12 protein-coding genes are annotated in these 13,675 nt (G+C 38.8%); 3 read left to right on the top strand and 9 right to left on the bottom strand.

Going from position 1 to position 13,675, the window contains the following annotated elements; all coding sequences use genetic code 11:
* Positions 1 to 47 precede the first annotated feature (47 nt).
* The 9 genes from MSBR3_RS14825 to MSBR3_RS20470 all read right to left on the bottom strand — a co-directional run bounded on the left by MSBR3_RS14825 (position 48) and on the right by MSBR3_RS20470 (position 10,223).
* The gene (locus tag MSBR3_RS14825) at positions 48 to 872 is read right to left on the bottom strand and encodes a glycosyltransferase family 2 protein (RefSeq protein WP_196296961.1); all 825 of its coding nucleotides are present in this window, start codon (positions 870 to 872) and stop codon (positions 48 to 50) included.
* Between the two features lie 609 nt (positions 873 to 1,481).
* A complete protein-coding gene (locus MSBR3_RS14820; protein ID WP_048108976.1) occupies positions 1,482 to 2,774 on the bottom strand; it encodes an ABC transporter ATP-binding protein in 1,293 nt (430 codons plus the stop codon).
* Entirely contained in the window at positions 2,775 to 3,611 is an 837-nt protein-coding gene (locus MSBR3_RS14815; RefSeq protein ID WP_230627521.1) for an ABC transporter permease, read from the bottom strand.
* Between the two features lie 118 nt (positions 3,612 to 3,729).
* Positions 3,730 to 4,668, bottom strand: coding sequence for a GDP-L-fucose synthase (fcl, locus tag MSBR3_RS14810; RefSeq protein WP_048108974.1), 939 nt, complete (start codon positions 4,666 to 4,668; stop codon positions 3,730 to 3,732).
* Between the two features lie 19 nt (positions 4,669 to 4,687).
* On the bottom strand, positions 4,688 to 5,743 hold the full coding sequence (gmd, locus tag MSBR3_RS14805) for a GDP-mannose 4,6-dehydratase (protein WP_048108973.1): 1,056 nt from the start codon (positions 5,741 to 5,743) through the stop codon (positions 4,688 to 4,690).
* Positions 5,744 to 6,106: 363 nt separating this feature from the next.
* Entirely contained in the window at positions 6,107 to 7,591 is a 1,485-nt protein-coding gene (locus tag MSBR3_RS14800; protein WP_048108972.1) for a flippase, read from the bottom strand.
* 431 nt (positions 7,592 to 8,022) lie between these two features.
* Positions 8,023 to 9,399 carry a mannose-1-phosphate guanylyltransferase/mannose-6-phosphate isomerase gene (locus MSBR3_RS14795; protein WP_048108971.1) on the bottom strand — a complete coding sequence of 459 codons (1,377 nt, stop codon included), beginning with the start codon at positions 9,397 to 9,399 and terminating at the stop codon, positions 8,023 to 8,025.
* Between the two features lie 428 nt (positions 9,400 to 9,827).
* On the bottom strand, positions 9,828 to 9,950 hold the full coding sequence (locus MSBR3_RS21530) for a hypothetical protein (protein WP_268989093.1): 123 nt from the start codon (positions 9,948 to 9,950) through the stop codon (positions 9,828 to 9,830).
* 132 nt (positions 9,951 to 10,082) lie between these two features.
* On the bottom strand, positions 10,083 to 10,223 hold the full coding sequence (locus MSBR3_RS20470; protein WP_155396833.1) for a hypothetical protein: 141 nt from the start codon (positions 10,221 to 10,223) through the stop codon (positions 10,083 to 10,085).
* A gap of 598 nt (positions 10,224 to 10,821) precedes the next feature.
* On the opposite strand from MSBR3_RS20470, the gene MSBR3_RS14785 reads away from it, so the two are divergent.
* The 3 genes from MSBR3_RS14785 to MSBR3_RS14775 all read left to right on the top strand — a co-directional run bounded on the left by MSBR3_RS14785 (position 10,822) and on the right by MSBR3_RS14775 (position 13,598).
* Complete coding sequence (locus MSBR3_RS14785) at positions 10,822 to 11,667, top strand: sulfide/dihydroorotate dehydrogenase-like FAD/NAD-binding protein (RefSeq protein WP_048108969.1); 846 nt, start codon at positions 10,822 to 10,824, stop codon at positions 11,665 to 11,667.
* A 17-nt stretch (positions 11,668 to 11,684) separates the two neighbouring features.
* On the top strand, positions 11,685 to 13,094 hold the full coding sequence (gene gltA / locus MSBR3_RS14780) for an NADPH-dependent glutamate synthase (protein WP_048108968.1): 1,410 nt from the start codon (positions 11,685 to 11,687) through the stop codon (positions 13,092 to 13,094).
* 309 nt (positions 13,095 to 13,403) lie between these two features.
* Positions 13,404 to 13,598 (top strand): hypothetical protein, encoded by a 195-nt coding sequence (locus tag MSBR3_RS14775; RefSeq protein WP_048108967.1) that lies wholly within the window; start codon positions 13,404 to 13,406, stop codon positions 13,596 to 13,598.
* Positions 13,599 to 13,675: the final 77 nt, after the last annotated feature.

The following is a 13,675-nucleotide window of genomic DNA, read 5'->3' as shown; positions in this document are numbered from 1 at the left end:
CAGTTTATGTTTTGTTTTTTGTTTCTATCTTTGCGGGTTATTACGGATTATTTCTCAAACATCATCTTTATATTTCTAACAATGTTATATACAATTTTTCTTACACGAGCTTGAAAAAGCAGTTTTTTTGCCAGGCCAATGTATTCCTTGTCATTTATACTGTGTTCTTTGTTATTTGCCCATACGATAAATGACTTAAAAACATTGCGTCTTAACTCCCAAATAGGAGGAGTAAAAGCTCTTATGCTTGTCTCAGGTTCATCTTTATAAACTAATAATGGTTCTTTTATAAAGGCAAAATTTGTAAATGTAGATGCGCGTAGCCACAGTGCATAGTCTTCTCCAACTTTCAGGGATCTATCTTCTGGAAAACCACCGCACTTTTCTATAATGTCTTTCTTTATCAAAACCGAACTGCAAACTATATAATTATCTTTGGTAAGTAGCGGGAAAGATATTAAGTCTTCAAAAACATTTCCGTTAAGTATTGTTCCTTTATATCCCTGAGATGGAATAGACCTTATTGCATCAGAGCATGCAGCACTGCATCCCGTCTTGTTAACAAATTTGAGTTGTTTTTCAAGTTTGTCCGGCAGCCATTCGTCATCGCTGTCAAGAAAAGCTAACCAATCTCCTCTGCTGGCTTTAATCCCTCTATTGCGAGGAATTGATGCAAGCCCATCACATCCTCCCTCTATCCATCGTACTCTAGAATCGTTTATAGAGTTAACAACTTTTTGATCTGGGGAACCATCAACACCACACACGATAACTTCAAAAGGAGGAAAAGTCTGGTTCAAGGCACTTTTAATAGCTTTACCCAATGTCTCTTCTCGATTCCACGTTGGGATAATAACACTGATTTTAGTCATTTTTTCACAGTTTCTTATCTGTTTTCCATACTCGGTCATCACAGAAATAGAAGTCTTAGTTCACTCTCAGATAAATCAGCCAGATGAATCAGCCGAATCAATCAGAGAGACTGTCTTTTACCTTTTTTCCTGAATCAACTTGAGATCATTATCATTTTCTCGCAGTTGGTTTGTTAAAACTTCATTATATAGTAAACGGGTTATCAAACAATTTAAAATTAATCAATCTTAGAAGGTTAATTAACTTAATCTTAGAAGATCAATTAACTAAAATTAATCACTATGTACTCATAGACTTTTACTGTTTTAATCGTGGCTTAAGTTGTTGCAAACTCTATCTTATAAATATTCGTATTTTATATAATTTCCAAGCTTGCTTGTGGAGGAGACACAGATCATAATCTATGTTTGACATTATAAAAGGCAGTCTCATATATTTTTATTCTTATTTTTATTCTTATTCTTATTTTTATTCTTATTCTTATTTTTATTCTTATTCTTATTTTTATTCTTATTCTTATTTTTATTCTTATTCTTATTTTTATTCTTATTCTTATTTTTATTCTTATTCTTATTATCCCTTATTGCCAGCTTAGTTCTCTGATATGCTCAGTCAACTTTTTCAACGTTCCATTTTAGTAAAGGAGCTAAAATTCCTGGCCTTCGAGCTAGCCAGTAGGGAGAATCACTCAGACCGCCTTTAACTTCAAAATATAATATTGGCGCGTTAACTCCTGGCTGAATAATCCATTCACGGAAGTACATAGAAACCATTGGCTCTATCCTGTACAGTCCCTCATTCAAAAATCTCTTTGGGATCAAACCAGTAAAGCAGAATTTACCTTTCGAGAGTTGAGGCCATTCTTCTTCAGTGGTATCGTTGAAATTGGTCCAGTATAACAAATTGTTATTTTCATCATACAGGGCATAACCCACCTGTAAAGCAGGATCAATTTCTTTTATAGTACCATGAAGATTAAAATAGTGATTAACTTTATTGTGAAACTGTCCATTATCAATAGTGTTACCAAGCTCATCAGTAAGATAAGCTTTTTCCGGAGCAAACCAGGCATTTAGATACTCATTTCCTTTGTTAGTCCAGGTGCAGTTTTTATTCTCTTGATCGTTACTTGTCAAGTACTTGTTAATTATCTCTCTTGTGTCATAGCCATCCAACGTAAGCTTTCCGCTGTTTAACATAATTGCTCTCGTACAGAGGTTTTCAACTGCATTCATATTGTGACTGACAAAAAGAACAGTCCTTCCATCCTCGGAGACAGCCTTCATTTTTCCCAAACATTTTTTCTGAAAAGCTGCATCACCTACAGCAAGTACTTCATCAATAACCAGGATTTCAGGATCCAGATTTGCAGCTACTGAAAAGGCAAGCCTGACTTGCATTCCGCTTGAATATCTCTTAACAGGCGTATCCAAAAATTTCTCGACACCTGAAAATTTGACAATTTCATCAAATTTGTCATCGATTTCTCTTTTTTTCATTCCCAGGATTGCACCATTAAAGTAGATGTTTTCGCGTCCGGAAAGTTCGGGATGGAAACCAGTACCTACTTCTAGAAGACTGCCTACACGTCCAAACATTTTAATTTCGCCTTCAGTAGGAAAGGTAATGCGTGAGAGAACCTTAAGGAGTGTACTCTTACCTGCACCGTTTCTGCCGATAATTCCAACTACTTCTCCACTTTTAACGTCAAAATTTACATCTTTAAGTGCCCAAAAAGTACTACAGGGTTTACGAGAATCCTTTAGTGTTTTTAACGGATGTTTTATAGCGGAAGTAAACGTGCCGGATAAAGTTTTATACGTTTTATCTATACCGATATTATACTCTTTAGAAAGATGTTTTACACTGATTATCGGTTCTTCTCTTTTTAGTGAACTCATTTAAATCAAATCCGCAAAGTACTTTTCCGTACTCCTGAGATAAAGTATTCCACTTAAAAATATCACTATCGTTATCAGTGCCGAGATTGAAAGCCCGATAAAATCTACAGGAGAATGCTCTAACAAACACGCACGGTGAGCATTCATTAAACCTGTCAAGGGATTTAAGTAGAGCAGCCATTGAAGTTTTCCACTTATAATGCTTACGGGATAGATTACAGGCGATACAAACATAAGGAGCTGAACAAAGAAAGGAAGAACGAATTTCACGTCCCTGTATTTCACACAGATTGACGAGAGCCAGTAACCAACTCCTGATGCAAGCATGAATGTCAAGAGTACAATCAACGGCAGCAGGAGTATTGAAATCCCAGGCATAAACCGGTAGTAAACCATCATAACAGCAAGGATACTCATAGCAATTATGTAATCAAGAAAGCCTGAAAGACATGGTGCAGTAGGTATGAATATCCGGGGCATGTAAACCTTTGAGAGGAGAGGAGCATTTTCAACAAGGCTGTTGCTTGACTGGGTAAGTGCGTTGGAAAAATAAGTCCAGAGGAGAAGACCGGAGTATGAAAATATTGGATAGGGAACTCCATCTGAAGGCATCTTCGCAAGCCTGCCAAATATAAGAGTGAATATTATCATTGTAAAAAAAGGTTGCAGTAATGCCCATGATGCTCCCATCATTGTCTGTTTATACCTGATCTTGATTTCTCTCAGGGCAAGAAAGAACAGAAGTTCTCTATACTCCTTGAGTTCCTGCCAGTTCAGATCCAGAAGCCCATATTTAGGGCGAATAACCAGTTTGTAATCAGTTGAATGTTCAGTCATAGAAGGACACATTTACCTGTTTTTAGCTATGGATCCATGCCGTTCCTTTAGATAGCTAACAAATATTTCAAGCCATTTATTTTTTGAGTTTTTTATTCTTTTATACTTCTTAAACTCTTCACTTATTTTGGCTTTGGTACCAATCATAGGTTTGTTTAATCCCCTCTTTCAATGAGATTTTAGCTTTCCATCCAAGTGAGCTTAATTTAGTAATATCAAGCAGTTTCTGTGGAGTGCCATCAGGTTTTGAGAGATCTTTTCTAATTGTACCTTCAAACCCGACAATCTCTTTGATCAATTCAGATAATTCACCTATTGTAATATCTTTTCCTACCCCGATATTGACAAATTCTCCAATATCATATGTATTAAATTTTTCCATCAAATAAACACATGCATCAGCCATATCGTCCACGTGCATGAATTCTCGGAGAGGTTTTCCAGTACCCCATATTACAACTTCAGGCTCATTTTTCACCTTAGCTTCATGAAACTTCCTGATTAACGCAGGCATTACGTGCGAAGTCTCAAGATCAAAATTGTCATTAGGCCCGTAAAGATTGGTCGGCATTACCGAGATAAAATTAGTTCCATACTGCTGATTGTAATGTTTGCAAAGTCTGATGCCGGCAATCTTTGCGATTGCATAGGCTTCGTTTGTCTCTTCCAGGGGGCCGGTTAATAAGTATTCTTCTTTTAAGGGCTGTGGAGCGAGTTTAGGATAAATACATGAAGAGCCAAGGAAAAGTAATTTTTTTACGCCATTTCTATACGAAGCATGAATAATATTTGCTTCGATCATAAGATTTTCATAGATAAATTCGGCGGGATAAGTGTTATTGGCAAGGATCCCACCCACTTTTGCAGCAGCTAGAAAAACATATTCCGGTTTTTCCCGTTCGAAAAATTCATTGACCGCCTGCTGGTTTGTCAGATCGAGTTCTCCATGGGTGCGGAAGATCAGATTGGAATAGCCTTTTGATTCAAGTTTTCTTTTAATGGCTGAACCTACAAGACCTCTATGACCAGCTAAGTAAATCTTTGATTTTTTATCCATGATCATTACCTTTACCTTATTATTCAAAAGAGTGATTTTGCTCTACAGCTTTTTCGTCAGCTTTTATCATAATTTTTACTAGTTCTTCCAATTTTATTTTAGGCTTCCAGCCAAGTTTTTCCTTTGCTTTTGAGGGATCCCCGATCAGTATCTCTACTTCGGTAGGCCGGTAATATCTGGGATCTATTTCTACTAAGACTTTGCCTGTACTGGAGTCTATTCCATATTCTTCACTACCTTTGCCTTTCCATATAATATCGATCCCTACTTCCTTAAACGCTAATTCCGTAAATTCCCTTACCGAGTGAGTCTCTCCTGTAGCAATTACATAATCATCCGGATTTTCCTGCTGGAGGATCAGCCACATTGCTTCCACATAATCTTTTGCGAATCCCCAATCTCTTTTTGCATCAAGGTTCCCTAGATAAAGCTTCTCCTGCAATCCATGTTTTATCTTTGTGGCCGCCATTGTAATTTTTCTGGTGACAAATGTTTCTCCTCGAATTGGGGACTCATGATTGAATAAAATACCGTTACATGCAAAAATCTTGTATGCTTCCCTGTAGTTAACAGTAATCCAGTATGCGTATAACTTAGCTGCCGCATATGGACTTCTAGGGTAAAAAGGAGTTGTTTCCTTCTGGGGAATTTCCTTTACCTGTCCGTAAAGTTCACTGGTTGAAGCCTGGTAGAACTTTGTTTTTTTCTCAAGGCCCAGAATTCGAATGGCTTCAAGAAGGCGCAATGTTCCCAGTCCGTCGGAGTTTGCCGTATATTCCGGAGTTTCAAAGGATACCTGTACATGGCTTTGAGCAGCGAGATTGTAAATCTCATCCGGCTGGGTTTCCTGTATTATGCGGATAAGGTTGGAAGAATCCGTAAGATCACCATAATGCATAAAAAAATTTACATTTCTTTCGTGAGGGTCTTTATATAGATGATCGATTCTTGCAGTATTAAATGAAGAAGACCTTCGTTTTATACCATGTACGGTGTATCCTTTATTAAGAAGAAACTCAGCCAGATAAGCTCCATCCTGACCTGTAATTCCAGTAATTAATGCAACTTTAGGCAATTTTTTCACTCCGTTATGTTTTTACGTCACAAAATATCCTGAATAAAATCAAAGTTAAGACATTTTATTAGGATTAGAGGTTTATTTTTGATCTTATAAACTTGGACAACCTGAACTTTAGCAGGAATAGATTTTCTTTTACCTTATTACCAATATAACAGATATATTATACTATTTAATGTTCTACTGATAATTCTAAATCTATAATTTAGATATCAACACTAAGATTCTGAATTTGAAGTTTAGAATCTAAGTACTGAGATTCTAAACTTCAAATTCAGAAACCAATATTAGTTTTAGGATGAGCTCATCTAAAACTAAATATTAAAATTCATACTATACTTACCGAATATAAGTACTAGCTCACAACCAGCGTGGCCAAACAAAGCCAATTCCAACCTTCTCTACTATATCTTTCATTTCAGTGTACACTTTTTTATCAAACTTCAATATCAAAAAACCGTATATCATCCCACCTAAAGCAACTGCCAGTAGTGTAATCCACACATTGGAAAGTGGTACAAACAAACGATATACACCAACAAGCACTCCCATTGCAACCGAAGATATTGTAATGTTAAATAGACTTTGATGCTCCAGTTTTATTGTCATATATCTGGATAAAGCACGCCAGGCAAGTAAAGCATTCAAAGTCATTGTTGCCAGTGTTGCTATTGCTGCTCCGTCTATACCTATGATCGGGATAAGTATTATGTTCAATGCAATGTTTGCTCCGACACCAACTGCCGTAACCTTAAATGATTCTTGAGGGTGATCCAGAGCATCCAAATACATCGTGAAAAAGTATTGAAATACATTGATCACCTGTACAGCAAGTAATATTATCAATACATAATAACCCTGGGCAAAGTCTGTACCGTAGAACAAATATAGAAGACGATCTCCCAGTAATATACCACCAACGAGTACCGGAATTGCCAGTATCAATGAGTAACTGATCGAACGGGACAGTGATTCTTCCACAAGATAGATCTCCTTGGATTTACCCCATTGGCTGACTTTGGGCCAGAGTGTCATTCTCAGTGCATTTGAGCTAAATGTGGCAATTCCCGTGAACTGGAGTACTACTCTGTAAATACCTACATTTTCAACATTCATAAAGTAACCTATAAGGACAGTATCTGCCTGTGAAAATACTAGCACTCCACTAGATGTTAAAAATAGCCAGAATGAAAATACAGATAAACTCTTTATATGCTTCCATTTGAAGCGTACTAAATGCAAGTCAAAAAAACGGAATTCAATTATTGCTGCTAAGATTACACCAGCTACCACGCCCCCGGCCAGACCTGCCGTTTCATACCCAAGATATATTGCCGGGACCTGAACCATTACGCGTGAAATATTGCTTATTCCTTCACAGGTATTACGTATTCCCATCTTGCTTTTGCCGGTAACACCGCTTGATATTGGTCCTGCAATCGCCGAGACTAATAACAATAACAACAGCCAGGCAAACATGCCTGATTTATTAAGGTCCACAAAGTAGTCTTTAAAAATTAGCAAAACCAGTATTCCAGTTATCGTAAACACTAGTCGGAGTACAAAGTATGCACTGAAATACGCATCGGGCTCTTCACCTTCGCTGATGCGCTTAACTGCGGCCCCACCAAATCCTCCATCAGTAACCATGCCAAAAATTCCATAGTATGCTAAAAACAGGAAATATGAACCGAGAATTGAAGCACCTGCCATATGTGCGAAATACATGGTGCTCAGGAAGCCTATGGCTGTGAATGAGACCTGCCAGAACAATGAAATTATGCTCTGGCGTTGAATAGGATCGATTTTTAAGATATTTGAGAAAATAGTAGTTATCTTGAGCACGGTCTAAAACATCATTTATGTTTTTATTATATTCCTGGAGCTTTCAAACATTTCTTTTCACTATTGTTAATACTATATGATTTCTTTTTACTACTGTTTATACATATATGATTTTTCCTAATGTTCCCCATGCTCACAGATTTGGTATCACATATTAATTTTGGCTCTTCGCTGTCCGTATATATTAAAAATATTGACTTGTTATATTAGAATAATTACTTAATTAGAAAGCACTCAGATCTAAAACAAAAACATCAGACTTGAATGTGATTTTCAATCATAAGTGTCTCTAGTTATAAAGTTTCTAATTCTAAGGTTTCTAATTCTAAGGTTTCTAATTAGATACGCTACTTAACATTTAGGAGCTAAATGTAAGTTAACACACTCGAAATAGCGAAGAGCCTTAATTTCTTGTCCAATTGTGAGTTTTCTCAGCTCCTTCCATAGACATCGTCAAACCTGACAATGTCCGCTTCGTCTACAAGTTCCCCTAACTGTACTTCAATAATTTCAAGCGGAATTTTTCCGGGATTGGACAATCTGTGTTTCTCTCCTGCGCTGATGAAGGTACTCTCGCCAGGTCTCAGGAAAAACTGCTGTCCGCCTACTTCCACGCAGGCCATACCTTTAACAACCACCCAGTGCTCACTGCGATGGTAGTGCAGCTGGAGGCTTAACTTATGATCAGGGAGTACTGTGATATTTTTAATCTTATGTTCCGGAGAAGCTTCAAGTAAGGTATAAGAGCCCCAGGGCCTGTAAACAGTTTGCCCTATGTATGCCCTTTCGTCATTCCTGTGTTTAAGGGTTGAGACTATATCCTTTACCTTCTGGCTGCTGGATTTAGGACAGACTAATAGAGCGTCACTGGTGTCAACAATAACCATATCCTTAATATCAATGAGTGAAACAAGCTTACCGCAACTTGAATATACGAGATTTCCATCGGAATTCAGCATTAGAGGATCACATTCATGGACTACGTTTCCTACAGGGTCCTTTTCAAACTCGTCATAAATTGCTGCAAAATTTCCCAGATCACTCCATTTCTGCTCAAGTTTTACAACTGCGACTCTATCGGATTTTTCCATTATTCCATAGTCAACGGAAATCTTATCCACACATGAATAAATCTCATTAACATCCTTTCCGTTTTCAAAACAGGCGAAAACAGAAGGGGCATATTTTTTAACTTCGTTGAAGAAAAGCTCTGTATCGAAAAGGAACATCCCGCTGTTCCAGAGACAGCCTTCCTGAATATACTTATCTGCGGTTTCCCTATCCGGTTTTTCTCTGAATTCCGAAACTCTGTAACCTGGCCCACAGGTTTCTGAGGGTTTAATATAACCATATCCCGTATGAGGAAAAACCGGAACAACCCCGAAAGTAACTAGATAATCCGAAGCAAGCTCTTCAGCTGAAGAAATTGTTTGCATTGCAACTTTATCAAGGACATGGTCCGAAGAAAAGATTCCTACTACGGAATGCCCATATTTTTTTTCAATTTCTTTCATCCCGAAAAAGATTGCAGGGAGAGTGTTCTTGCCTTCAGGCTCAATTAAGACATTCTCTGGAGGGATTGAATATCCTATTTCCTCAATCTGTCCGATTACGAAAAATTTTTGAGCTTCGTTTGTTACAACGAAAATTTCGGAAATATCAGACACTTCAAGGCACCGGAGGACGGTTTCCTGAAAAAGAGACTTACTTCCGAACTTTAAAAACTGCTTGGGATACATTTCCCGGCTAAGAGGCCAGAGTCGTGTTCCTGAACCGCCTGCAAGAATTATTGATTTTATACCTGTCATCTCCTTTAGATATTGGTTAAAACGGACGTATCTTAATAATCGAACTGAAGGTATATAGATTGGTTTCTGGATAATAGTAGGATAATAGTATACAGATATGTTGAAAACACGAGTCAGAGCAATATATAATAAAAGTTGTTAAATAAGCTTTGCCCAGGAAGAGTTGAGCCTACTCGGGTCCTAATATGCGGTTCTAGAAAAAGGAAGTGAGTAATCGCTCTTTCTTATTCAACGTAATTTTTTTCATAGTATTTTTTCTAATAGTGTTTTTGCTGAAAACACATTACTTCGGATGCTAAAATCATTTCAAAATGGATTACATACGAGATTTGGATCATATGTTAACCAATTTCCAACAAAAATAAATGTTTAAACTGCTTGAGAAACACAATCTATCGTGATATTCCAATTATAACGTCTACCTTTTTTTATTCCCCATAAAAGGTCTTTTGCTCTTCCTCACCGTATTTGTCGTAGCTTATGATAGGTTTTTTCCTTATCCTTACATCTTTTCCCTGAACCGGAGATTCAGTATCAGTTTTCTGTACCATAAATGTTCACTTTTATAAGTCTTTCAATCTCTCAGCCTCTTAAATATCCCGGCAAAAAAGCAAAAAGCAAAAAGCAAAAAGCAAAAAGCAAAAAGCAAAAAGCAAAAAGTAAAAAGTAAAAAGTAAGTAAGATTATTTACAGGTGTCCAGGAGTGATCTTTTTTTGCCACCTCTGGCTTCGGTAGGGTGGATCGGATCAACGTCAGCTACTTGTTCTCCTTCTTTTTCCTCTACCTTTTCTCCCTTTGTACCTTCTCTTCTTTCTTCAGGCATTTGTTTAACCCCCATATTTATTTATTTATTTATTTATTTATTTATTTATTTATCCCAGTTGTCTTTTCTTCTTAATTCGCCTGTCAGAATGAAACTATTACAGTTCTTTATAATAATCTCGTGAACAAATTCTCCTTCAGGCGAAGGTTTTAAGTTTTCAAGCTCAAATACGGCCATAAATTTGGTTATATATCTGGTTATAGTTCAGATGCATGGCTACAGTTTGTACCGAGTTTGTTTTATCCCTCCTCTCACCAATCAACTTCCTGATTGAGCCTTTCAGGGATTACCCCTTAATTTATTATACTCACTAGATTTATTAAATTATTGCAACAACGGTCAAAAAGTTGAAGAATACTCCGGCTCCTTTTAAAAGGAAAGCGTTGAAAGAGCTGGCACATATAATTCGACAAAAATCATCAAGATAGACAAAATAATTAAAATTATTTGGGAGAATATTTATTCCATTAATCAGTATAAGGAGAACGTCCAGGCGGAAAAGCTCAGGAACACGAAAATCCTTGTGTAAATCCGCCATATCAAAACTTATCGATTCATTTGTTCAAAGAATTGCTTTTACTCAGGAAAATGTGATCCTATGGCATACAAAATACTGGAAAAGGAAGAAATCGCTCCGTCAGTTCACAGGATGGTAATAGACGCCCCTGACGTTGCAAAGGCTGCAAAAGCCGGACAGTTCATAATCCTCAGAATTAATGAAAAGGGGGAAAGGGTTCCCCTTACGATTGCCGATTTTGAAAAAGAAAATGGCACGGTAACTGTAATCTTTCAGGAAATGGGCAAGACTACAAAACAGCTTGCAAAGCTTTCTGCAGGCGAGTTTCTGGAAGACTTTGTCGGACCTCTTGGCACTCCTTCAGACGTCGAGAAACTTGGTACCGTTATTCTTGTAGGTGGAGGAGTAGGAGTCGCCCCGGCTTATCCCCAGGCAAAGGCATATAGTAAAGCGGGCAATAAAGTAATTTCCATTATCGGAGCCCGAAACAAGGATCTTCTTATTCTTGAAGACGAGATGAAGAATGCCAGTTCTGAACTGTACATTGCGACCGATGACGGCTCAAAAGGGCATCACGGGTTTGTGACTGATATAATGAAGCAGATTCTGGACAGTGGAGAGAAGGTTGCAAGAGTTGTGATCATCGGGCCCCCAATAATGATGAAAGTCGGAACCGGAGTAGCTTCTCCATATGACGTTGAAATTCTGGTCAGCCTGAACTCCATTATGGTAGACGGAACCGGAATGTGTGGAGGCTGCAGGGTTACAGTTGACGGAAAAACCAGATTTACCTGCGTTGACGGGCCTGAGTTTGATGCACGAAAAGTCGACTTCGTAGAACTCATGAATAGGCTTGCAATGTACCGCGGTGAAGAGACAAAAGCCGTGGAAAAGTACGATGAAGAATGCAGGTGCGGACTGCACTAATATGGAGGGGATGAAAAATGCAAGAACTGAATGGTGAAAAAACCTCAAAAGTAAAGAAAGAAAGGACCCCGATGCCAGAACAGCCTGCTGAAGAGCGCAAAAAGAACTTTAATGAGGTAGCTCTTGGCTATGCAAAAGAAGATGCTCTTGCCGAAGCTTCCCGCTGTCTCTCCTGTAAGGAACCAAAATGTGTTGAAGGCTGTCCTGTGAATGTGGACATTCCAGGCTTTATCAAGCTCGTCTGTGAGGAAGACTTCTCAGGGGCAATAGAGAAGATTAAAGGCACAAACACTCTTCCTGCAATATGCGGTCGCGTCTGCCCTCAGGAAACTCAGTGCGAAGCTCTCTGCGTACTTGGAAAGAAGGGACAGCCAGTTGCTATCGGAAGGCTCGAACGCTTCTGTGCAGATTACGAACGCAAGCAAGGGGTAAAAGTTCCTGAAATTCCAGAGCCTACAGGAAAAAAAGTAGCTGTTGTTGGTTCAGGGCCTGCTGGCCTCACTGCCGCAGCAGACCTTGCAAAACTGGGCCACAAAGTAACAGTTTTTGAATCCCTCCACAAAGCCGGCGGAGTTTTGAGTTACGGCATTCCCGAGTTCAGGCTGCCAAAGGAAATTGTGCGTCAGGAAGTCGAGTATATTGAGCAGCTTGGAGTCGAGTTCAAGCCCAATTATATAATCGGCAGGATCAAGACTTTAGACGAGCTCTGTGACGAATTCGATGCCATTTTCCTGGGCACGGGTGCAGGTCTTCCAAGCTTTATGGGAATTCCGGGCGAAAATTTCAACGGCGTATATTCTGCAAACGAGTTCCTGACCCGTGTAAACCTTATGAAAGCCTATGACTCTGAATATGATACCAGAGTCAGGCTGGGAAAGCACGTTGTGGTGGTCGGAGGCGGAAACGTGGCAATGGACGCCGCTCGCTCAGCCCTCCGCCTTGGCGCTGATGAAGTCAGCATAGTCTATCGCCGTGGGGAAGACGAGATGCCAGCCCGCAGGGAAGAAATCGAGCACGCTAAAGAAGAAGGCATAACCTTCAGGCTCCTTACAAACCCTGTCCGCATCCTTGGCGACGAGAAATTCAATGTTACTGCAGTCGAATGCATTAAAATGGAACTCGGTGAGCCTGACAAGTCCGGCAGAAGAAGCCCTGTCCCTGTAGAAGGTTCGGAATTCACTATTCCTGCCGACGTTGTTGTTATTGCAATCGGCACATCCCCTAACCCCATGATCTTCAAGGGTTCGGAAGGCCTTGATCAGAACAAAAGGGGCACTGTTATTGCAGATGAAGAAACCGGTGCAACCTCCAAGTGCGGAGTCTTTGCAGGCGGAGATGTTGTCACAGGCGCAGCAACCGTTATCAGCGCAATGGGTGCTGGCAAGAAAGCGGCAAAGGCAATTGATGAGTATTTGAAAGAACAGTGAAACCAGAATATTCTGGTTTCTTTTTTAGTTTAAAAACCATTAAATCATATTTTTATATACTCTCGAGTGGGTAAAAACGCCAACAAAAGAGATATAAAAATTCCCTTATTTGTATTTCATACTTTTTTTACTTTTGATAGGTGGCAATAATCGGTCAAAACTTGATATTTCCTATAGTGTCCGAAGTACTCGAGTTAAGAAAAGCACATTCTAAGCAGGTTATTAAAACTGAAAAAGTAAAAGCATGAATAACTTTATCATTTTTTACTTGATATAGCTATAAATACCATAATAGCTATAGTGACTATTATGTCAGAAACTACAACTATACAGATATCTAAAGACACCCGTGATGAGTTAAAAGCTATTGGAAAAATGGGTGATGACTACAATACCGTTATACGAAAATTGATCCATGAACACAACTGCAATAAACTTATAGACGAAGGCGATAAGCTCATAAGAGAACATCGTGACGAGTTTGTGAACATCGATGAACTTTAAAGTCCTGCTCCACCCTAAAGTGTTCGAAAAGGTCCCTGTAGATCGTAGAGATCAACTAAAAGAGGCTCTTCGAGAAC

The organism is Methanosarcina barkeri 3 (genome assembly GCF_000970305.1).
Taxonomy (GTDB): Archaea; Halobacteriota; Methanosarcinia; order Methanosarcinales; family Methanosarcinaceae; genus Methanosarcina; species Methanosarcina barkeri_A.
The sequence above is the reverse complement of the archived record's forward strand: the minus strand, read 5'-3'. Positions and strand labels throughout refer to the sequence as shown.